Origin of the sequence: Burkholderia sp. Ac-20345 (assembly GCF_017104825.1) — a bacterium.
Taxonomy (GTDB): Bacteria; Pseudomonadota; Gammaproteobacteria; order Burkholderiales; family Burkholderiaceae; genus Burkholderia; species Burkholderia lata_B.
Genome location: NZ_JAAGPO010000140.1, coordinates 1 through 21,847, shown reverse-complemented (window position 1 = coordinate 21,847; position 21,847 = coordinate 1). Strand labels below are relative to the sequence as shown.

Here is a 21,847-nt window from a genome sequence, read left to right as displayed (position 1 = left end):
GATACGCGCGCTGTCTGGTCAACGTCCGTCTAGCAGCCTATTGACGCGTTCGGTACGTCATTTTCACTGCTCCAGACCATCAATGGTCATCCGCTTTCAGCGGACCGTAATCGTTCCACATGTCGCGGTGCAACTTCCAGGCGCCGCCCTCTTTCAGAAAGACGAGAATCTGCTTGCCGCGGTACTTGAGCTTTCCATCGTGGTCACGGATATCCGCATCCGAAACTTCAGTCACGACCCGGTCATTACCGTAGAACTCGTAGTTGCTGAACGATACGGTGGCCGGCTTTGATCCGGCATACCCTTTGGTGAAGTACTCGACGATCGCGCTGCTCCCCGTTACCTTGTTGCCTCCGGGCGGCAAGAGTGTGCCGTCGTTGGTGTAGAGGCGGCCGATCGCCTCATAGTCTCCGCGCGCAAAGGCATCCGCCCATCGTGCGTTTTCGGCCTTGATGGCCGCTTCGGGCGGACGCTGCAATCCACCGGCAGTCGCCGGCGCCGCAAGCGCGAAAAAGGTGGCACAGGCGGCAAGAGAGGCAGTACACATACGAATCTGTTGCATCGATTGATTTCCAGTCATGGCGTGAATTAAGAGGACTGCGAAAATTGAAAGTTGGAGCAGGCAATGTCGGATGCGGTGATCATCGAGGCCTGAAGACGGCCTTGCTCACATTGCCTGCGAGCGCTTCAACGAACGCCCGGGACGCGTGCGAGCCCCCTGGATGCGCCTGGCAGTTTCTTGTCGACCATTGCAACGACTTCCGGCCGCGCGTCTCGCGGATGACCGGAGTGGAACGGCGGCGCGGGATCGTATTCGATAGCGAGTTGCGTGAATTCGGCGGCTTGTCGACCGCGCAGTTTCGCTGCCACGCGAAGTGCGAAGTCGATGCCCGCCGTCACGCCGCCGCCGCTCATGAACCGACCGTTGTCGTCTTCGACGAAGCGATCGGGCACGGGAATCGCGCCATATTCGGCCAGCTTGTTGACGAAGGCCCAATGGCAGGCGCTTCGCTTGCCATTGAGAATGCCCGTTGCAGCGAGCACGAGCGATCCGTTGCAAACCGACGTCACGTGTTTGGCGCTTTCCGCCAGACGCCGGATCTGCGCTTGATAGGCGGGTCGCATCGGCGCCGACAAATCGGACCCGCCGGGGACCAGGAGCACGTCGGTCTTCTCGATATCGGCCAGTCGTTCGGTCTTGCCGTACACGACGCCGAATTCGAGCGTCACGTTGCCGCCATCGAGGCTCGCGTAGCGAACGTTCGTATTCGGTAGCCGATGGAAAATCTCGCTGGGGCCGGCGAAGTCGAGAAGCGTCCCGCCGTCGTAATTGACGATCAGGATATTGAGCGGGTCATTCGGGGCAAGTGCTCCTTCGCTGCCTGCCTGCGCAAGAGCCGGGGTTGCGTGCCCAAGCAGGGCTCCGCCACCGAGGACGGCACCGAGGGTCGCGACGCCGCCAAACTTGAGCACATCGCGGCGCGAGCGACCTGCTCTGGTGAGTGGTTGCCCGGAAGCATTGTTTTCGTTACTGTCGGTCAAGATCATTTCTCCTTGCATTGCGACCCAGTTGCGAGCGCAACCAGGTTGGGCCGGATGGAATAACCGCCGCGACGAAAGGCGTGGCGGACGTGAGATCAGATGTGCGGATGAGCCGCGACGACGTGCAGGGCTCGGGGATCGGGCGCCGCAGGCTCAAAGCTGCGAGGCACCGCCATCGACGACCAGTTCGGTGCCGACGACATACGAGGATTCGTCGCTGGCGAGATAGAGCGCCGCGTTGGCGATGTCCTCGGCCTTGCCCAGGCGGCCCACCGGAATGGCTTCGGCGAACTCGGCCTTGCGGTCGCGAACCCAATCGTCGGGCATGCCCCACCGGGAGAGCAGAGGTGTGTCGATCGCGCCGGGAGCGATCGCGTTGAAGCGGATTTTCCGGTCGAGAAACTCGTAGGACCAACTGCGGGCAAGCGATCGCACGGCGGCCTTCGCAGCCGCCGTCAACGAGATGCCATGCTTGCCGGTCTGCGCGACGAACGACGTATTGAGAATGACCGAGGCGCCCTCGCGCAGGTCCGGCAACACCGCCTGAAGCGTGAACACCACGCCCTTGACGTTGATGTCCATGATCTCGCTGTAGAGTGCGTCGTCGATGTCGTCGACTGCGGATGGAAAGGCCCAGCCCGCGTTCGCGAACACGATATCCAGGCCGCCGAATTTCTCCTTTACCGCAGCGGCAATCGCGCGCATGTCCTTGATCGAACGGACGTCGCCCTTGAGAACGATCGCATGCTCGCCGAGTTCGGCCTTCACCCGCTCGAACACCGCATCGTCGCGGCCCGTAACCGCTACGCGGGCGCCTTCTTCAATGAACAGCTTCGCGGTTGCAAGGCCGATGCCACTGGTACCGCCCGTGATTAACGCCGACTTGTTCTTAAGCCTCATGTTCTGCTCCTTTCAACTTCGTGATTGATCAGGCCGAAGGCACAAAAACGCAATCGTGTTTGTGTGCCTTTCTCGGTTCGATCTTCCACAAGGAGTATGGAACGTGAAGCGAATGGCTCAAAGGTCGTATAACCCTCAAAAAACGCCACTCTGTTCAAGCGGGCGACTCAGGCATCTCGACGTCAGGTGGTGACATTGCGCATCTGTACACGTGTGACTTCAATCTTCACTTTCGTAAAGCAACTCATATCCTTCACTCATGCGCTTGATCCGCGCGAACCCGAGTTCACCCAGATGCATGCCAGCGATCAGTAATCCTTCTGAACTGACCTGATCGAGAAGCCGTGACCGAGTAGCAGCGGCCAGCGACGCGTCATGATCGAACGCAATCGACACGTCCGGGCGCTGAATCTGGATATGCGGGAAATGAACCACGTCCCCCCACACAAGAAGGCCCTGATCGCGGGATTCAAGAACATATCCGGTGTGACCATCGGTGTGTCCCGGCAAAGGTAGCGCACTGATACCGGGGAGCACCTGTCCGTCGTTGAACAGACGAAGCCTGTCGCCATAGGCATCGAACACCTGACGCGCCTTCGCAAAGTTGCCACGTGTCCGCTCACTGGCGCGACTCAGGTTGCCGTTGTCCTGCCAGAACTTGACCTCTCGTTGATGCACAACCAGCTCCGCATTCGGAAACGCGACCTGTCCTGCATCATTCACCAGCCCTCCGACATGATCGGGATGCGCGTGGGTAAGCAGGATCGTGTCGACTGCAACGGGTTCGATACCGGCGAGCGCCAGGTTCGTCTTGAGTTGGCCGCCCCATTGCTTGAACCCTCCCGCCCCACCATCAATGAGAACGGTGCGGCCTGCGCCGCGCACGACGTAGCAATTGATATGCACGGCGGTGGGCTCTTTCTGTCCGGCATCACGCTGCATTCTTGACGCGTCGGCCGAATCGATATTCGACAGAAAATCGAGACTGGCGGAGAGGTAACCATCACTGATGGCGGTAATCGTGAAATCCCCGACTTGCTGACCGGGAAAGGTAAGCGTGGACATCATGCTTCTCCGAATCGGCTAGTTGCGGGCGTGAATATTCGACTCGGTGTAGCCAAAACACCGAATGCGCGCGGTGAGACCGGTACGGCGAACGATCGCCTGATCCAGCGCTTCCATGAACCGGTTCATGACGGCCGGCGTGCGAGAGGTCCCGACGCGATAGCGGATGTCCGCGAAGACGGGATGTCCATGCCCATGCCCATGCCGAACTTCCAGAAAAATGACGTGGACGTTCTTGAGCGCTGCTTCAAGCACATGCGTACAGAGCTCGACGCAGTCGCGCGACAGGTCGGCAAGATCTTCATCAGCCGGCATCCGTTTCGTATCGATCGAGAAAGTGACGTTCGGCATCGCGGTCTACTCCTGCGCAGCCGAAAGCGAGCGTGCGCTTGTCAGTTGCTCCGTCATCGGCGCGTAAAGGTGCATGCCTTCCGGGAGCGCCTCGACACGCAGCGCGCTATTGCGCGGCACGACGGCGAGCCAGCGTCGCTCGGGAAACTTCTCCAGCGCAACGGCCTGCATGGGCAGCGGTTCGAGGCCCAACCGGATCAGCGGATCAGGGCCGCCGGCACACAGCGCGAGGCGTTCACCGTCCTTCACCGCCGGGGCAAGGCCAATATCGCTATAGAGATTGCGATGCCAGTCGGTGATGTGCTGCTGCCACTTCGCGAAATTGCCGCCGCCTTTCCGGCGATATTCGTCGCCGGTCAGCACGTCGAGCCCGTCGATCGTGTGGATTGCCAGATAGACAGGGCAACCGCCGCTGATCGCCTTGAACCGCTGCGACGTGTGAAACCCCGTCACCGAGATCAGGGCGGGCAGCTTTTCAAGGCTGTAGAAGTCGTTCCATTCGGCTTCGCTGTCCAGGTCGGCGAAGCTGCATTCCACGGTGTAGATCATTGGATTGTCCTTTGAGCAGGGTGCACCTCCATCTGCGAACGTTTGATGCTCAGTGCAGTAACGTAATGCTAAGCTCGCATTTCCAGCCCATAAAACGAAATAAAGTCAGCCTTCAGTGACATTTGATCAAGCTGACGGCAAGTACATCCTGACCGACAAGACGCCCATGTCCCGCAAGATCCCAAGCAATTCCGCGCTCCAGGCGTTCGAAGCCGCAGCCCGACACGGCAGCTTTGCTCGCGCCGCCGAGGAACTCGCACGGACGGAGGGCGCCGTCAGCCGTCAGATCGGCCGGCTGGAGGCGTTCCTGGGCGTCGCCCTGTTCGAGCGGATCGGCAACCGGGTACGGCTGGCGCCGAATGGTGCGCGCTATGCGGTGCAGGTTCGCGAAATCCTGGATCGGCTGGAACGGGACAGCCTGTATCTGATGGGGCAGCCGATCGAAGGCGCGAGCATCGATATCGCCGCCATTCCAACCTTTGCCACTCGCTGGCTGATCCCGCGGCTGAAGCACTTTCAAGACCGGCATCCGAACATCACGGTGCATATCGCCGAGCGGATGGAGCCGTTCCTGCTGAACGGGAGCGGTTTCGACGCGGCCATTCATTTCGAGCATCCGGCATGGGCGGGGATGCATCTGCATCCGCTGCTGGAGGAGGTGCTGGTGCCCGTCTGCAGTCCGGCGCTGCTCGCGGGCGCCGGAGCGAACCCGTTGCTGGATGCGCTGCCACGCCTGCACCGGCGACAAAACCCCGACGCGTGGCAGGCCTACGCGCAGGAGTCCGGCATCGTGCTGACCAATTCGGCGGTAGGCGCGCGTTACGACCTTCATTCGATGCTGATCGAAGCGGCGCTGGCCGGCCTGGGTGTCGCGCTGGTGCCGCGCCTTTACATCGACGCCGAGCTCGAGCAGGGCCGGCTGATCGCACCGTGGCCGGCAGGCAAGGCGGTGACGAAGAACTTCTGTCTCGTCCTGCCCGAACCGATCGAACTGGCCGAGGGACCGTTGCAGGCCTTCGCGACATGGATGCTGAATGAAGCGCGGGAATGCGCGCCGCATGGCAGCGCGTGACGCTCATCGCCAAGCCGTTACCGGTGCGGACGCGCATTCGCCAGGCTGATCCGACGGGCGCGGGCGGGGCTCGGGTACACTCGTGATCCCGTTACGCACGCGGCACCAGCATGGACAGTCAGCTTTGGATCATCTGCGGGCTTACCTTCGTCATCCATGTGATCGCGACACTGGCTTATGCGGTGCGCATCGCCGGCGTGCGCACGCGCCGCATCGCGTTGTCGTTCTCGTTGTTCGGGATCATCGCGCTCGTGTCCCGAACGGCCAATTCCTTTCAGGGGCCGTTCATCGCGAAACGGGTTGAAATGGACATCGCGCACCGGATGGGGAGCGGGTTGCTGGCCGACTTCCGGTGGTTCCTGTTGTCCGCCACCGTGGCGACCATCGTCGGGTCGTTCCTGATCCCGACCTTCCAGCGTTATTTCAGTCGCGCCGTCGAACACTTCCAGGTGAACCGCTCGATTCCCCGCCTGCTGCTGCATGCGTGCAGTCGTGCGGGTATCAACTATCTCCGCGTCGGCGCACGACTGCCTTCGAGCCAGAACGTCACGCAACTGACCGCGAACACCGGCGTGTCATGGGGCGTCATTGCACTGAACGTGGCCGCGATGGCGATCTGGACGGTCGGCGTGTTCGCGTCGCTGTATGCGGGCTACCTGAAGCCCGACCTGAGAGTGACGTGCGCGAACCTGTCGTCCGTCATCAACGGATTCGCGACCGTCGTGCTGGCGGTCGTCATCGACCCGCAGGTTTCCGTCATGACCGACGACGTCATCGAAGGGCGGATATCGGAAAACAGCTTTCGGCGGGCCATCACGACACTCGCGGGCGCGCGCGTGCTCGGCACGTTGTGTGCGCAGGCGGTGCTCGTTCCGGCCGCGCTCGTCATCGTGCGCGTCGCCGAGCTGATTTAGCGCGGCAACACCGTCGCCGGATTTGATCCGGACAGTCAGCCAGCGTTCTCCTTTAAACTCGCCGGCACTGAAGCGCGTCGGCCACACGGATTATGTCGTTGGCACGCCACAAATCGCATCGTGCTGACAGGCGGGGAGATTCTCGATGAAACCGATTCCGATGCTTCTGTGCCGATCGCCGATTATTCACGTTTCAAACGGATTCACGTGTCGACGCGGCCACCAGGGCGGCTCCGGCGGGTGAGCGGGAGGTTGCCGGGCCGTTGTGTCCAGACAGGGGATTCATGGATTGAATGCGCGCCGATTCAAAATATAAATTTTGGAAAGACTCTGGCACGGGATATGCTTGGCAGGTCTTATCCGATCGGACCATACGCCGGATATTCGTCAGGATAATCAGGCAAGAGCATGAACCGGTTTGCTCTGACAAGACGATCCATTAGAGGAACGATCGTTTGTGAAATCTGCGCGGTAGTGCCAAGCTGCGCGCGGAGCAAAGTCGTACACGGATTGAGTTGGGTGACTTGAAACGCAGGCCGTAATTCCTCGCGACGGCCACTACTGACAGTTCAGGATATGACATTACTGATTGGGGTCCCTCTGGAGACGGCCCACGAGGAGCGGCGCGTAGCGACCGTTCCCGACGTCGTCGAAAAGCTGATCAAGCTCGGGTTCTCGGTGGCCGTGCAAAGCGGTGCCGGCACCGGCGCGAACTTCAGCGATGACGACTACCGCACGGCCGGCGCCGAAGTCGTGGCAACGGCCGCCGAACTATGGGGCCGCAGCGATATCGTCCTCAAGGTGCGTCCGCCGAGCAGCGACGAAGTCGCGCTGATGCGCGAGGGCGGCACGCTGATCGGCTTCGTCTGGCCGGCCCAGAACCCCGAACTGATGCAGCAGCTGGCCGCGAAGCGGGCCACGGTGCTGGCCATCGATTCGCTGCCGCGCACGCTGTCGCGCGCGCAGAAGATGGATGCCCTCACGTCGATGGCCGGCGTGAGCGGCTACCGCGCCGTCATCGAGGCGGCGCACGCATTCGGCCGCTACTTCAACGGGCAGATCACGGCCGCGGGCAAGGTGCCGCCGGCCAAGGTGTTCATCGCCGGCGCGGGCGTCGCCGGCCTCGCGGCGATCGGCACGGCCGCGGGCCTCGGCGCGATCGTGCGCGCCAACGACACGCGCGCGGAAGTGGCCGACCAGGTGAAGTCGCTCGGCGGTGAATTCGTCAAGGTCGACTACGAGGAAGAAGGCTCGGGCGGCGGCGGCTACGCGAAGGTGATGAGCGAAGGCTTCCAGCAGGCACAGCGCGCGATGTACGCGCAGCAGGCCAAGGAGGCGGACATCATCATCACCACCGCGCTGATTCCCGGCAAGCCGGCGCCGAAGCTCATTACGGCCGAGATGGTGCAGTCGATGAAGCCGGGCAGCGTGATCGTCGACATGGCCGGCGAGCAAGGCGGCAACTGCGAACTGACGGTGCCCGGCCAGGCCGTGGTACGTCATGGCGTGACCATCGTCGGCTATACGGATCTCGCCTCGCGCCTGGCACGACAGTCGTCGACGCTGTATGCGACCAACCTGCTGCGCGTGACCGAGGAGCTGTGCAAGACCAAGGACGGCACGATCAACGTCGACTTCGACGACGACGCGATCCGCGGCCTCACGGTCATCAAGGAAGGCAACGTCACGTGGCCGCCGCCGCCGATCCAGCAGCCGGTCGCCGCAGCGAAACCCGCCACGCCGCCGGTCGTGGCAGCCGCGTCCAAAGGCCATGGCCACGGCAGCGGCGCGCCGATGTCGGCGAAGTCACTCGCCATCACGTTCGCCGTCGGCGCACTGGCGTTCCTGCTGGTCGGCCAGTTCGCGCCGGCCACGTTCCTGTCGCACTTCACGGTGTTCGTGCTGGCCTGCTTCGTCGGCTACATGGTGATCTGGAACGTCACGCCTTCGCTGCATACGCCGCTGATGAGTGTGACCAACGCGATCTCGTCGATCATTGCGATCGGTGCGCTGGTGCAGGTCGCGCCGCCGTTGGGCGACGCCGCGGCGGAGGGCCGTCCGTCCGGGCTGATCCTCGGCCTGGCGGTGGGCGCGCTGACGCTCACGGCCGTCAACATGTTCGGCGGCTTCGCGGTGACGCGCCGCATGCTGGCGATGTTCCGCAAGTAAGGAGACGACAACAATGACTTCCAATCTGACTACCGTCTCCTATATCGGCGCGGCCATTCTGTTCATCCTCAGCCTCGGCGGCCTGGCCAATCCCGAGACCGCGCGCCGCGGCAACCTGCTCGGCATGATCGGCATGCTGATCGCCGTGCTCGCCACCGTGCTCGGCCCGCGCGTGTCGGCCGAGGGCATTCCTTATATCGTGGCTGCACTGGTCGTCGGCGGCGCGGTCGGCCTCTACGCCGCGAAGAAAGTGCAGATGACGCAGATGCCCGAGCTGGTTGCGCTGATGCACAGCCTGGTCGGCCTGGCGGCGTGCCTGGTGGGCTTCGCGAGCTACATCGATACGTCGGTGCAGTTCACGGGTGCCGAGCATGCGATCCACGAAGTGGAAATCTACGTCGGCATCCTGATCGGCGCGGTGACCTTCGCGGGTTCGGTGATCGCGTTCGGCAAGCTCTCCGGCAAGATCGGCGGCAAGCCGCTGCTGCTGCCGGCACGGCACTGGCTCAACCTGGCCGGGCTCGTGGTGGTGATCGTGTACGGCCGCGCGTTCCTGCATGCGGAGTCGATCCAGGACGGCATGACGCCGCTCATCGTGATGACGGTGGTGTCGCTGCTGTTCGGCGTGCACATGGTGATGGCGATCGGCGGCGCGGACATGCCCGTCGTGGTGTCGATGCTCAACAGCTACTCGGGCTGGGCGGCGGCCGCCACCGGCTTCATGCTCGGCAACGACCTGCTGATCGTGATCGGCGCACTGGTGGGCTCGTCGGGTGCGATCCTGTCGTACATCATGTGCCGCGCGATGAACCGCAACTTCATCAGCGTGATTGCCGGCGGCTTCGGCACCGGCAGCGGTGCGCCCGCGGCGGCAGGCGGCAGTGCGCAGCCGGCCGGCGAAGTGGTGGCGGTGAGCGCGCTGGAGACGGCCGAACTGCTGCGCGACGCCAAGAGCGTGATCATCGTGCCCGGGTACGGGATGGCCGTGGCGCAAGCCCAGCACACCGTGCATGAGCTCACGAAGGTGCTGCGCGAGAAGGGCGTCGACGTGCGTTTCGCGATCCATCCGGTCGCCGGGCGCATGCCGGGGCACATGAACGTACTGCTCGCCGAGGCGAAGGTGCCTTACGACATCGTGATGGAGATGGACGAGATCAACGCGGATTTCCCCGAAGCCGACGTGTCGATGGTGATCGGCGCGAACGACATCGTGAACCCGGCGGCGCAGGAAGATCCGGGCAGCCCGATCGCCGGGATGCCGGTGCTCGAGGTGTGGAAGGCGAAGACCTCGATCGTGATGAAGCGCAGCATGGCGTCCGGCTATGCGGGCGTCGACAATCCGCTGTTCTACAAGGACAACAACCGGATGCTGTTCGGCGACGCGAAGAAGATGCTGGACGAGGTGTTCGGGGCGTTGAAGGCCTGACGGGGCGCAGGTTCGGGTACGTGCGCGGGGCGAACGATAACCGGCTGCGGTGTCGGGCAGCCGGTTGATCGAGGCCCGGCACGCCGGACTTGCGCATCGAGGAGATCACGGAAGTGCGGAGCGGGAGGATCCGTTTCGCACTTCCCTCCGGCAAAATGACAGCGATCGGTTGTCGGTGCGCAGATCAACGATCAACGCGAATGATGTTGTTGGAGCGGAAGGCTGCCACGCCATCGGCGTGACGTTCGCGGAAGCTGCGTCGGTTGCCGAATGGCTTGGCTCGGCCGCTGTCCTGCGCCAAAGGCGCGGTCGTGCTTGTCCGCACGAACACGCAATAGACACGGGGGCCTTGCCGGCCGCCTTTACAGCACCTGCCTATCGAATGGCAGCGGTGCGTTTCCTCCCTCCGCACGGCAACCACGCCGGCCCTTTCCGCGTGACCGCGCCGGAGACGATGTCGCCTATCCGGCGAATCCAAGCTCCGCAAAATTGGTGACCCTTGCGTCGCAGGCACTTGCCAGCGACGGATCGTGACTCGCAAAAAAGACGACACGGTCTGCTGCCAAGGTCCTGAACAGATCGATCAGAACCGCACGCGAAGCAGCATCGAGCCCGCTGTCCGGCTCGTCGGCGATCACGACAGCCGGCGCGCCGAGCGTCGTCGCCGTCAGGAACAGTTTCTTGCGCGTGCCGAACGACATCTGTTCGAAGCGCTTCTCCAGATGCGGTGCAAGCCCGAATCGATCCGCCAGTTCGAGCGTGCGGGTGTCGACAGCAGTTTTCCTGGCGGCCGCCACGAGATCGAGAAACTCGCGACCGGTCTGGAGCGGATACGCCAGGCAATCGTCGGGCACGTACGCCAGCGCGGATTTCGCATCGTGCGGCGCCGTGAGCAGCGAATGGCCGCCGAGCCACACCTCGCCTTCGTCCGCGTCGATCGTGCCGGCGAGAATGGCGAGCAACGTCGATTTGCCGCTGCCGGTTTCGTCGCACAGCGCCACGCATCCGGCGCCGGATGCGTAGTTGAGTCCTTTGAAGATGATGCGCTTGTCGTAGCGCTTGCCGAGATTGTCGAAGCGGAGCATGGATCGGGTGATCAAACGAAAATTTGCCAGGTGAGCGCGACCCGGATTACGGTCGGCAGGATACCCGGCAACACGGATTGTCGGGACGCATAGCGTTGCGGCAGATAGTGTAATGCGAGGAGCGGTGCGCCCGTGCAGACGAAGCTGCGTTGAAAGTCGAGACGCGCGCGTCATACGGCTCGAGTATGCTGGATGAATGCCGGACGGATGACCGACCAGGACGGCAAAACTGCACACAATCACCGCGATTGCATCACAACCACGGCCGCACCGGGCCGCTTTCAACTCCGGAACAGGGATTCGACATGGCAGAACTGGACAACGCGCTGTACGAGCGGATCGGCGCGCTGAGCGATGCGGGCGATGCATTGATGGAAGACGGGGATTACGAAGGCGCGCTGGAGAAATTCTGGGCGGGATTCGATCTGCTTCCCGAACCCAAGACCAACTGGGAGGCCGGCACCTGGTTGATGGCCGCGATCGGCGACGCGAATTTCCTGAAAGAGGACTACGCGGCCGGACGCGACAATCTCGCCCAGTCGATGCATTTCCCCAACGCGATCGGCAACCCGTTCCTGCACCTGAGGCTCGGTCAGTGCCAGTTCGAACTGGGCAATCTCGACCGCGCGGCCGACGAGCTGATGCGTGCGTACATGGGCGGCGGGCCGGAGCTGTTCGAGGACGAGGACGGCAAGTACCTGCGATTCCTGGCGACGCGGGCGGAAGGCATCGAGACGCCCTGATGCACACGGTCCATGCCGCCCGTTGGCCGGCGTCGCGAAGCAGCTTCGACGGCCGCGCCGTGATGCCCGACGCTTTCTGCGTGAGTGCTGCTTGCCCATGAACCTGACCTTTCCCGTCGCCACGCGATCCGACGTGGAAGCGCTGGTCGCGATCCGCATCGCGGCGATGCGCGACAGCCTCGAACGCATCGGCCGCTTCGATCACCAGCGTGCGCGCGAACGCTTTCTCGCGTCGTTCGACCCGGCGCTGTGCCGCTTCATCGAAGCCGGTGGCGTGAACGCGGGCTTTTTCGTGGTCCGGCCGCAGGAAGACCACTGGTTGCTCGACCATCTGTACATCGTGCCCGGGCATCAGGGAAAGGGCATCGGCGCGGCCGTGCTGCGCAGGATCCTTGTCGAGGCGGATGAGAAGCGCGTACCCGTACGCGTCGGTGCACTGCGCGGCAGCGATTCGAACCGCTTCTATGCGCGGCACGGCTTCGTGCGGGCCGACGAAGCGGAGTGGGACATCTACTACGTGCGCGAACCGGGTTCGACGACGGTGTAGATCGCTTGCGGCCACGCGCCGCGGCGACGCATACGCGGTGTGAGCCGGACGAGCGCATCAGCGTTTTCCCGGATACGGAATGCGCGGCGTATGCCGATGATGCAGAGAGAATATAAATACATGATCCGAGGCCAATCATGACGACATCTGCAACAAACGGACCGAATGCGGTATCGCCTGAAACGACCGGAGCACCAGCGACATCCGACGATGCGGGTGGCGTACCGTCGATCCTGCTGGTGGACGACGAGCCGAGCGTGCTGTCGGCGCTCAGGCGCGCGTTCCGGCCCGCCGGCTACGAGATCCTGACCGCGGAAAGCGGCGAGGCCGCTCTCGAGATACTGGCGTCGACCGAAGTCGACCTGATCGTGTCCGACATGCGGATGCCGGGCCTGAGCGGCGCGGAGTTCCTGGCCCGTGCACGTGCGCTCTATCCGGACACGATGCGCATCCTGCTGACCGGCTATGCGGAGATCGCGTCGGTCGTGCAGGCCGTCAACGACGGCGGCGTGTATCGCTACCTGAACAAGCCGTGGGACGATCACGACCTGCTGCTGACCATCGAACACGCACTGGAGCAGCGACACCTGCGGCGCGAAGCGGCCCGGCTGGCCGCGCTGACGGAAGCGCAGAACGAAGCGCTGCGCCGCTTCAACACGGAACTCGAAACGCAGGTTCGCGCACGCACGGAGGAACTCGGCCAGACCGTGATGTTCCTCGAAGCCGCGCAACGCGACCTGAAAAGCAGTTTCACCGCGATGGTCCAGGTCTGCGCGAGCATGATCGAGATGCGCTGCGGGTCCGCCAGCGGGCATGCGATGCGGGTCGGCGAGATTGCGCGGCGGCTCGCGCTGGCCGCCGAGATGAGCGAGCTGCATGCGCAGGACGTCTATTTCGCGGGGCTGCTGCACGGCATCGGCAAGTTGTCGCTGCCGGACGAATTGCTGCGCAAGCCGCTCGTGAAGATGACGGCCGAAGAGCACAGCCTGTACCTGCAGCATCCGCTGCGCGCGCAGATGGTGCTGACGCCGGTCGCGCAACTGCACAAGGTCGCGTCAATCGTGCTGCACCAGTACGAGCGCTTCAACGGACGCGGGACGCCCGACGGGCTGGCGGGTGACTCGATCCCGCTCGGCTCGCGGATCGTGGCGATCGCGCGCGATTTTGAAGGACTGCGCAACGGGGACATCGGTGCGCCGCATTCGGTCGAGCAGGCGATCGACGCGTTGCGCTCGCAGGCCGGCGTGCGTTACGACCCGCGGATCGTCGAAAGTCTGGTCGAGCTGATGCGGGATCCGGCAAGCCTCGGCATCGCGGCGTCCGTCGCGGAGATCAAGTCCGCGCAGCTGCGCGAAGGGATGCAGCTCGCCGACGATCTGCGCACGCATCGCGGCGTGCTGCTGATGACCAAGGGCAGCGTGATGTCGGCGCACCAGATCGAGCTCGTGCGCCGCTTCGAGACGCGCGAGGGGACGTCGTTCGACATCCTCGTCCTGGCCGGCCAGGCGGCGAAGCCGGCGCCGAACGCGGCAAACGCGTCGAACGCGGGCGCGGCGTCTGCCTGAGCCCGGACGCGCGGCCTGATGGCCGCGGTGCGCAACCGCGCGCCGCGGCAACGCACTCACCTCGATCCGGGCGCTCGATCATGTACGGCACCTACAATCTCCCGCTCGTGCTGCTGTCGCTCGCGATCGCGACGCTGGCCTCCTATACGACGCTCGACCTGGCCGCCTTCATTTCGCTGCTCGACAACCCGAAGCTCAAGCGTGCGTGGCTGGGCGGCGGCGCGGCGGCGATGGGCACCGGCATCTGGTCGATGCATTTCGTCGGCATGCTCGCGTTCTCGCTGCCGATTCCGCTCGGCTACGCATTGCCGGATACGGGCGCGTCGCTGGCGATTGCCGTGCTCGTGTCGTACTTCGCACTGACTGTCGTCACGCGCGCGCGGCTGGGCTGGCGGCGGCTGCTTGCGGGCGGCGCGCTGATGGGCGGCGGGATCGCCGGCATGCATTACGCGGGGATGGCCGCGATGCGCATGGAGCCCGGCATTCGCTACGATGCCGCGCTGTTCGCCGCGTCGATCGGCATCGCGGTGATCGCGTCGACGGCCGCATTGTGGATCGCGCAGGCGCTGCGTGTGCGGCAGGCGCGCCATGCGACCGCCCAGCGGGTCGGCGCGGCCTTCGTGATGGGCATTGCGATCACCGGCATGCACTACACGGCGATGGCGGCCGCGCATTTCGCGCCGGACGCGCGGTGCGGCGCAGCGAACGGGGTCGACACGCCCTGGCTCGCGACGACCGTCACGCTGTTTACGACGGGGACACTGGTCGTCACGCTGTTGCTGAGCCGATTCGATGCGCGCACAACCTTCCTGCGCGGGATGACCGATACGCTCGAGCGGCTCGTTCGGCTGCGAACCGCGGAACTGGAGCGCGCGCTGCACCGCTACGAACAGACGACAGCGGTACTGCAGCGTACGCGCGAGATCATGGCGACCGAGATCGACGAACGCAAGGCCGCGCAGGCGCGGCTCGAACAGGAGAAGGAGGAGCAGCGGCGCCTGTTGCAGCAGCTCGAAGAAACCCACGAGCAGTTGCTGCAGTCGGAAAAGCTCGCATCGATCGGCCAGCTCGCGGCCGGCGTCGCGCACGAGATCAACAATCCGATCGGCTTCGTCAGCGCGAACCTCAATACGTTGAAGACGTGGGTGCGCAGCCTGCTCGACGTGATCGCCGCGCATGAAGCCGCGCTGCCGCAGCTCGACCCGGCCGCGCGTGATGCGCTGGCGGCGACGGGCCGCACGGCGGATCTCGACTATGTGCGCGACGAGATCGTGACGCTCATCGACGAATCGATCGACGGCGCGCTGCGCGTGCGCCGCATCGTGCAGGATCTGCGCGATTTCTCGCGTCCGGCCAGTGACGAGTGGAGCGTGGTCGATCTCCGCGCGGGCTTGGAAAGCACGCTCAACGTCGTCCACAACGAACTCAAGTACAAGGCCGAAATCGTGCGCGATTACGGCGACGTGCCGCAGGTCGAATGCCTGCCGTCGCAGTTGAACCAGGTCTTCATGAACCTGCTGGTGAACGCGGCGCACGCGATTCCCGAGCGCGGCGTGATCACGATCCGCACGTCGAGCGACGGCGAGCAGGTGTCGATCGAGATCAGCGACACCGGAACGGGCATGACGCCCGACGTCGTCCGGCGGATCTTCGATCCGTTCTTCACGACGAAGCCGGTCGGGCAGGGCACGGGGCTCGGCTTGTCGGTATCGCACGGCATCGTCGAGCGCCATCGCGGCACGATCGACGTGACGAGCGAGCCCGGGCGCGGCACGACGTTCTGCGTTCGAATTCCGATCCGGCGGGCCGGCGGCAATACGAGTGCGAGTTCGATTGCAACCGTAACCGCGACAGCGACAGCGACCGTGGCGGAGGCTAGCGCCGATCCAGCAGCGTATCGCTCAGTACACTGAACGCCGCGCCCGGCAGCTCGTGCAGATGCTCGACCACGCTGCTGACCGGATAGAACGCTTCAACCGAATCGTCGAGTATCCCGACGCCGATCAGTTCGACGCGCCGCTCACGCAGTGCATCGATGCGTGTGCGCAGGTCGGTGCGCAGGATCGCGGGGTGGCCGTCGCCGGTGGCCGGATAGCCGTCCGACAGCACCATCAGGATCCGTCGCCGCGCCCGCTTCGCCAGCAGCCGCTCGGCGGCCCAGCTCAGCGCCTCGCCGTCGGGATTCTCGTGGCCGCATTCGATGCAGGCGAGGCCGCTCGGGTTGTCGGAATCGAACCGCTTGTAGACGCGCAGGTCGAGCCGTTCGACGAACCGGTTATAGCCGAACGTGTCGCGGCCGGCGTCGATCCAGCGCTGGTAATGCGCGCGCATCGAGGCGTCTTCGACCGAGCTGTAGCCGAGTACTTCACACGCAAAGCCAAGCTGCGTCAGCGCATCGCACAGTGCGGCCGCGCACAGCCTGGCGAGCTCGATCTTCCTGCCGGCCATCGACCCGCTGCAATCGATCAGCAGGCTCACGGCGGCGTCGCGTCCGGGCGCCGCACGCCGGACGCGGTACGGCGTGCGATAGCCGGGCGAGGTGACGAGGCGGGCGAGTGACATCCGGTCAAGCTCGCCGCGTTCCTGTTCGCGTTTCCAGCGCGTCTGCTCGTCCACCTTCAACGCGCGTTCGAGTCGCAGCTTGAGCGGCTCGGTCTGCGCGCGGGCCGCGCTTCGCAGGCGGTGCCAGCGCGCAGGCTCGCCCTTGCCGGTGAAATCCGTCACCGTGTCGAACGCGGTGGTCAGCGGGACCGACAGCAGTGGCCGGTTGTCGGCGGACAGGCGGATCGTGCCGGGCATTGCATCGCCAGGCGTTGGTGCTTCCGCTGACGATTCCGTGTCGGCGATCGCACCGGCCCCCGATTCGGCCGACACCGGCGCACGCGCGTCGTCATGCGTGCCCTGTCCGTCCGATTCGAATTCCGCGGCGATGCTGTCGCTGTCGATCGTGCTGCCCGGATCGGCCGCGAACATCATGTTGTTCGCGCCGGCCGACGCCAGTGCGCGCACGCGCTCGACGATCCGGTGCGCGGCGCGGATGCTGTCGGCGGTCGATGTTGCTGCACGCGCTTCGTCGACAAGATCGTCCGACGCGGCCAGCGTGGCGTCGAGCGACGGCACGCGCTCGATGGAGGACGGCGGTTCGTCCCACAGCGCACGCTCGATGCGCCACACCAATCTGTCGCGCCACGGCATCCGTGGCCACCGGCGGAGCGTGTCGGCGGCCGTCGTCGCGCGCATCCTCCGCAGGAACGTCATCGCGCCGGGATAGATCGCAGCGAGGCGGCCGGCCACACGCCGGTCGTCGATCGCCTGCGCGATGGCCCGCACCGCTGGCGACGCCAGCGCGGCAATGTCATCGATCGTGCCGAAGCGGGCGCGCGCCGCATGGAGGTCGACGAGGCCGGTGATCGCGTCGTCGTCGACGTTGCCGGCGAGCAGCGTGTCGGGCAGCACCAGCAGCTCGCGTTGCGCGACCGGCACGTGGCGCGCGAACCGCACCTCGATGCCGTGCCGTTGCGCGAGCGTGCGGGCCAGCCGGGTCAGGTGAAGCGACCGCGTGTCGTCGTCCCGATCCATCGCGTCAGGCCTCGACGTCGATGTAGTGGCGGATGATGCTGCGGATCAGGTCGGCGTCTTCCGCGCTGACCTTCGCATAGATCGTCGGGCCGGCGGCCGATTCGGGGTCGCCGGTGCGCAGCATCAGCTCGGCCCAGTCGATCAGGCGCCGCGTCGAGAACGCGCTGGCCAGATCCTCGCGGACGAACGCGGCGCGGCAGTCGGCCGCGATCGCCGCGAGCGTGTCGGCCATTGCCCCGGTCATGGCCGCGCCGAACGTGCGCTGCAGCACGCGCGCCTCGTCGGGCGGCGGCAGATAGTCGAGGCGGTACACGCGCCAGCGGTCGAGAAACGCCTCGTTCATCACGTTGGCGCCCTGGTACAGATGGCGAAACTGCCCCATCGCGCCCACCGCATTGGCGGTCGCGAACAGCCGGAACGACGGATGCGGGACGACGATCTCGTTGCCTTTCTCCTTCAGCAGCAGGCGTCCGGCCGGTTCGAGCACGGCGGTCAGCACCGCGAGGATCGCCGGTTCCGCGAAGTCGATCTCGTCGACGATGAGCCACAGCCCTTCGCGCATCGCGGTCGGCAGCACGCCGTCGACCCAGATCGTCTCGCCGCCCTTGACGGTCCAGAACCCGACGAAGTCGCCGACCGTCGTCTGCCCGTTCATGTTCGAGCGCAGCACGCCGTGGCCGGCCAGCGCGGCGGCCTGCTCGATGAGGCTCGTCTTGCCCGTGCCGGTGTGGCCGATCAACAGGATGCGCCGGTTCTCGACGATGTCTTCCAGCACGTTCGTCGCGCGCGCGGTGAACAGGTAGGCCGGGTTCAGCGGCGGCACGAGCGGCCCGCCCGGGCCGCGCGGCATCGGCACGCCGCCCACGTGCGCAACGTGCGCCGCGTCGCCGGCTGCCGCCGGTCGCGACGCGTGCGCGCTTCGTAGCGCCTGCATGAAGCGGTCGCGATGGGCGGGCGCCGCGCGGTCGTCTGTTTCGCGGCGGACGAAGCCTTCCTGGATCCACTTGTGCAGCTTCGCATCGAGGTTGTCCGCATCGACGACCGTATCGACCGATGTGCTGCCGTCGGGCCGGTGATGCTGGATGCGGTACATGTGCGCGCGTTCGGAGCGGCTGACGATCCATTGCCCGGCGGACGGGTCCGCCAGTTGCCGATAGACGCCGAGTACCGACGGGGCGGAGGGGTTGGAGTCAGCGGGTGCGTTCATGGTGGCGAGCGAGAGTGGGCGGCTGGCGCTTCGTGCCTTCGATGCATCGCGTCGATTGTATATTTTTGCCGAGAGGGACGACATTCGCGCGGGAATCGATTCGCTGAGATTCGGGGTGAAGCAGGCGGCGCGTCGGCCCGCCGGATCAGGTGAGCGCTACGGGAATGCGCTGCAGCATGGTTTTTAGGCACCCTCGTCACGGCACTGAACCGCTTTTGCCGTACCGGTCCGCCGGCGAATTCGCGGCTCGTTGGCGCGGGTCGGCCACGCCCATGCATGCGAAGGTCGAATGACGCCCAGCCTGGCGCTGATCTCCCGGGTTTTTCAGGAAGACCGCCCGTCATGTCGAATCGCGGGCTGTCACAGCTTGATCAACCGGGTGGAATTTCAGTACCGTAGCACGCTTGATCGCCTGGCTTCCATCGCGTGTCCTTGGGCAGCCCGGCTTGACATCCCATTGCGCGCCGGTCGATGACGCTGGCGAAGGAGTGTTGAACGTGACGGTGACAGGAATGGACGAAGTGGTGATCCGTCGTGCCAGCGCGCACGATGCCCCGGCCGTGCTGGGCATCTTCGATGACGTGATTGCGTGGTTCGTCACCATCGGCAACGAGGGGCAATGGGGCAGCGAGCCCTGGTCGACGCAACCCAAGCGGATTGGACTCGTGACCGAAGCCTGTGCGCTGCCCGACGCTTGGGTGGCAGAGGATCAGGAAGGCCGCGTCCTGGGCGCATTGATCCTCGGCGAGTCCATGCCCTACGTGCCGCCCGCGACCGAGCCGGAAATCTATGTGCGCGTGCTGGTTGCGTCGCGCGATGCACGGGCGCGGGGTGTCGGCCGGCGCCTGATGGCCTTCGCGGATGAGCGCGCCCGGGCGGCCGGAGTGGAGCGCTTGCGGGTGGACTGCTATGGCGGCGGGTCTGGCGCGCTGGTGCGTTTCTACGAGTCCTGCGGATACGAACGGATTTCACCCTTCGACGTGGAAGGGTGGCCCGGGCAGTTGTTGGAGCGTCTTTTGTGACTGTGCATGGCCGAAGCCACGCGGCACGACAGCTATCGGCCGAGCCCGGGAAGGCGTGCGGGCGGTCGTTTCACGTTTAGCCGGACACGGTCGGCTGCCCGACGGGATTCCCGTGGGCCGACGATCCGGGATGCGCGGGCGCGCCGTCCACACCGTGCGCGACCGGCAGCGCAACCCGCACATAAAGGAATGCACGCCGCTCGCGATCGGGCAGCACCTGCGGCCCGTAACTGATCGTGACCGTGCCGTCGTGGATCTCCCCCGCTTGCGCGAAACGCCATGCGCGGGGATCGCTGTCGAGCAGGAATTCGGCGCGCGCATACGCATGCGGTTCGAACAGCTCGGGAATGTCCACCGGGCGTCCATCGAGCTTGTCGAGCAATGCTTCGACCACGTTGAAGCCATAGCCGTCGCGCACGATGTCGCAGATGAAGCTGCCCGCGATGCGCGGATTCAGTTCGATCACGTGCGGCACGCCGTCGTGCACGATGCAGTCCAGGTGCACGGGTCCCCAAGTCAATCCGGCGGCCGCCGTGGCGTGCGACCCGACGTCGATCAGCGCGCGCAGCGTGCCCGCATCGAGATCGAGTTCGGACGTATAGCCGCGCTCGAGAAAGCCTGCCCCATGCCGTTTCAGCTTGCGCAGCGCGCCGATGTACCGGCCGTCGAAATACTCGACGCAGTATTCGCTCCCGCTCAGGAATTCCTCGATCACGACGCGCTCGGTCGCAAGCGCTTGTGCGTCGGCTTGTCCGGCGGCGAGGGCGTCGAGCTGCGCGCGCACTTCGGCGATGTCCTCGCAGCGCCGCACGCCATCGCTTGCCGAGCCTTCCGACGGCTTGACGACGACCGGGAAACGCAGCGGGTCGGCCGCGGCCGCGAGCGCCGCCGGCGCGGCCAGCGTGCCCGTGACGAATTGCGCGGCCGGGATGCCGTGCGCGGCGAGCAGCGCTTTCTGGTTCGACTTCGACACCGCGTGCGTGACGTGGCGCGCATCGGGGCCGGGCAGGCCGAGCGCGTCGGCGACCCACGCGGCGGTGCGCGCATAGGTGTCGTGCGCGGTGGTCACGCGCAGCGTGTCGATCTCGTCCGGATAGCGCGTGCGCAGCCAGCCGGCGAGCTGGCCGGCATCGGGTTCGAGGTTGATCGTCTCGACGCCCGTCGGAAAGACGCCGTCGAGACGGTGCCCGGGGGCGGTGATCACGGTCACGGCCACTTGCCGCGCAAGCGCACCGCGCACGAGCGCGAGGCTGCTGCCGGTGGCGCGGGCGCCGATCACGATGAGTCGCTTCATGCTGGATCCTTGATCGAGGGCGGAAGAGTGGAACGGCATCGCGTGCCGGCTAGCGCGCACGGCGGCGCAGGCGCTGCGCTTCGAGGCGCGGCAGCAGATGCTGGACGACGCGCGGCAGCGTGTAGATCGGCAACTGCGCGCACGTGAACACGAGCGCCATGGTGGGTGTCGCGGCGAGCCCGAGCGCGGCCCACATCAGGCCGACATTGCGATTGGCGACGATCAGCGCGACATTGAGCCGCGTGCGGACGTCGCCGGGCGTGAGCCCGTACGCGATGACCTGGAAGCCCGCGTTGACGGCGAACGCGAGTGCGATCGCGGTCAACGCGCGGTGTGGCGCGTCGATGATCGATTGCTGCATGCCGGCCATCGTGCCGAGCGCGAACACCAGCAGCGCGGCGACGACGGTTGCATCGATCGGCGTCGCATAGCGGTCGAGCCGCGAACCGGCGAAGCGCCTTACGAGCAGCGCGACGCCCTCGGCGCTGCCGATCAGCAGGGCGAGCCGCAACGCGAGATTCAGCGGCGAGATCGACACGGCCGCATCGTGGCTGAACCAGGCCGTCAGCAGCGGCGCGGTGAGCGGCACGAACACCATCGACGCGAGGGTCGCAACGAGCGCGACGCTGGCGTCGAGCGACAGCATCCGCGCGATCGTCGACGTGCCGCTCGACGGTGGCGCGCAGTACGCGATCACCAGCGCGACGACCCAGTCGTACGGCATGCCGGCGAGCCGCGCGGCGATGCCGAGCGCGACCGGGCACGCGATCATCGTCGCGGCGGGCAGCAGCAGCGACACGGCCGGCCGCCGCGCGAC

At 65.4% G+C, this 21,847-nt stretch carries 20 protein-coding genes; 9 read left to right on the top strand and 11 right to left on the bottom strand.

The features are described from left to right. Positions 1-79: 79 nt before the first annotated feature. From G3O06_RS33660 to G3O06_RS33635, 6 genes are all read right to left on the bottom strand, one after another. Positions 80-562 (bottom strand): nuclear transport factor 2 family protein, encoded by a 483-nt coding sequence (locus tag G3O06_RS33660; RefSeq protein WP_205818786.1) that lies wholly within the window; start codon positions 560-562, stop codon positions 80-82. A 125-nt stretch (positions 563-687) separates the two neighbouring features. After that, complete coding sequence (locus G3O06_RS33655) at positions 688-1,542, bottom strand: DJ-1/PfpI family protein (protein ID WP_205818785.1); 855 nt, start codon at positions 1,540-1,542, stop codon at positions 688-690. A gap of 153 nt (positions 1,543-1,695) precedes the next feature. Beyond that, positions 1,696-2,442, bottom strand: a complete 747-nt coding sequence (locus G3O06_RS33650; RefSeq protein WP_205818784.1) for an SDR family oxidoreductase — start codon at positions 2,440-2,442, stop codon at positions 1,696-1,698. A 219-nt stretch (positions 2,443-2,661) separates the two neighbouring features. Continuing rightward, positions 2,662-3,507: an MBL fold metallo-hydrolase gene (locus G3O06_RS33645; protein ID WP_205818793.1), complete on the bottom strand. Its 846-nt coding sequence runs from the start codon at positions 3,505-3,507 to the stop codon at positions 2,662-2,664. Positions 3,508-3,525: 18 nt separating this feature from the next. Then, positions 3,526-3,858, bottom strand: a complete 333-nt coding sequence (locus tag G3O06_RS33640; protein WP_205818783.1) for a hypothetical protein — start codon at positions 3,856-3,858, stop codon at positions 3,526-3,528. A gap of 6 nt (positions 3,859-3,864) precedes the next feature. Next, positions 3,865-4,407, bottom strand: coding sequence for a sugar ABC transporter (locus G3O06_RS33635; RefSeq protein ID WP_205818782.1), 543 nt, complete (start codon positions 4,405-4,407; stop codon positions 3,865-3,867). A gap of 166 nt (positions 4,408-4,573) precedes the next feature. Here G3O06_RS33635 and G3O06_RS33630 point away from each other — a divergent pair, with 166 nt between their 5' ends. The 4 genes from G3O06_RS33630 (at position 4,574) to pntB (ending at position 9,988) form a co-directional block, all read left to right on the top strand. Beyond that, positions 4,574-5,479 carry a LysR substrate-binding domain-containing protein gene (locus G3O06_RS33630; RefSeq protein ID WP_205818781.1) on the top strand — a complete coding sequence of 302 codons (906 nt, stop codon included), beginning with the start codon at positions 4,574-4,576 and terminating at the stop codon, positions 5,477-5,479. Positions 5,480-5,589: 110 nt separating this feature from the next. Further along, on the top strand, positions 5,590-6,393 hold the full coding sequence (locus tag G3O06_RS33625; protein WP_205818780.1) for a lipid II flippase Amj family protein: 804 nt from the start codon (positions 5,590-5,592) through the stop codon (positions 6,391-6,393). A 576-nt stretch (positions 6,394-6,969) separates the two neighbouring features. Further along, positions 6,970-8,562, top strand: coding sequence for a Re/Si-specific NAD(P)(+) transhydrogenase subunit alpha (locus tag G3O06_RS33620; RefSeq protein WP_205818779.1), 1,593 nt, complete (start codon positions 6,970-6,972; stop codon positions 8,560-8,562). A 13-nt stretch (positions 8,563-8,575) separates the two neighbouring features. Next, a complete protein-coding gene (pntB, locus tag G3O06_RS33615) occupies positions 8,576-9,988 on the top strand; it encodes a Re/Si-specific NAD(P)(+) transhydrogenase subunit beta (protein WP_124665684.1) in 1,413 nt (470 codons plus the stop codon). 461 nt (positions 9,989-10,449) lie between these two features. On the opposite strand, the gene G3O06_RS33610 is transcribed toward pntB, so the two are convergent. Then, positions 10,450-11,247 (bottom strand): ABC transporter ATP-binding protein, encoded by a 798-nt coding sequence (locus G3O06_RS33610; protein ID WP_346779569.1) that lies wholly within the window; start codon positions 11,245-11,247, stop codon positions 10,450-10,452. A gap of 131 nt (positions 11,248-11,378) precedes the next feature. On the opposite strand from G3O06_RS33610, the gene G3O06_RS33605 reads away from it, so the two are divergent. The 4 genes from G3O06_RS33605 to G3O06_RS33590 all read left to right on the top strand — a co-directional run bounded on the left by G3O06_RS33605 (position 11,379) and on the right by G3O06_RS33590 (position 15,841). Continuing rightward, positions 11,379-11,816 (top strand): hypothetical protein, encoded by a 438-nt coding sequence (locus tag G3O06_RS33605; protein ID WP_174980157.1) that lies wholly within the window; start codon positions 11,379-11,381, stop codon positions 11,814-11,816. A gap of 97 nt (positions 11,817-11,913) precedes the next feature. After that, the gene (locus G3O06_RS33600) at positions 11,914-12,363 is read left to right on the top strand and encodes a GNAT family N-acetyltransferase (protein WP_205818778.1); all 450 of its coding nucleotides are present in this window, start codon (positions 11,914-11,916) and stop codon (positions 12,361-12,363) included. A gap of 137 nt (positions 12,364-12,500) precedes the next feature. Further along, positions 12,501-13,928: an HD domain-containing phosphohydrolase gene (locus G3O06_RS33595; RefSeq protein ID WP_174966959.1), complete on the top strand. Its 1,428-nt coding sequence runs from the start codon at positions 12,501-12,503 to the stop codon at positions 13,926-13,928. Positions 13,929-14,008: 80 nt separating this feature from the next. Then, positions 14,009-15,841, top strand: coding sequence for a histidine kinase (locus G3O06_RS33590; RefSeq protein ID WP_205818777.1), 1,833 nt, complete (start codon positions 14,009-14,011; stop codon positions 15,839-15,841). Here the strand turns inward: G3O06_RS33590 and G3O06_RS33585 are convergent. Next, on the bottom strand, positions 15,804-17,507 hold the full coding sequence (locus G3O06_RS33585) for a cobalamin biosynthesis protein CobT (protein ID WP_205818776.1): 1,704 nt from the start codon (positions 17,505-17,507) through the stop codon (positions 15,804-15,806). The two genes, G3O06_RS33590 and G3O06_RS33585, sit on opposite strands and share 38 nt — an antisense overlap. A gap of 4 nt (positions 17,508-17,511) precedes the next feature. Next, positions 17,512-18,714, bottom strand: a complete 1,203-nt coding sequence (locus tag G3O06_RS33580; protein ID WP_205818775.1) for an AAA family ATPase — start codon at positions 18,712-18,714, stop codon at positions 17,512-17,514. 512 nt (positions 18,715-19,226) lie between these two features. Here G3O06_RS33580 and G3O06_RS33575 point away from each other — a divergent pair. Then, the gene (locus G3O06_RS33575) at positions 19,227-19,736 is read left to right on the top strand and encodes a GNAT family N-acetyltransferase (RefSeq protein WP_205818774.1); all 510 of its coding nucleotides are present in this window, start codon (positions 19,227-19,229) and stop codon (positions 19,734-19,736) included. Between the two features lie 76 nt (positions 19,737-19,812). Here the strand turns inward: G3O06_RS33575 and G3O06_RS33570 are convergent, their stop codons facing one another. Together G3O06_RS33570 and G3O06_RS33565 are read right to left on the bottom strand one after the other, a co-directional pair. Beyond that, positions 19,813-21,030, bottom strand: coding sequence for an ATP-grasp domain-containing protein (locus G3O06_RS33570; RefSeq protein WP_205818773.1), 1,218 nt, complete (start codon positions 21,028-21,030; stop codon positions 19,813-19,815). A gap of 49 nt (positions 21,031-21,079) precedes the next feature. Beyond that, positions 21,080-21,847 (bottom strand): hypothetical protein (locus tag G3O06_RS33565; RefSeq protein ID WP_205818772.1); only part of this gene is annotated, 768 nt, incomplete at its 5' end.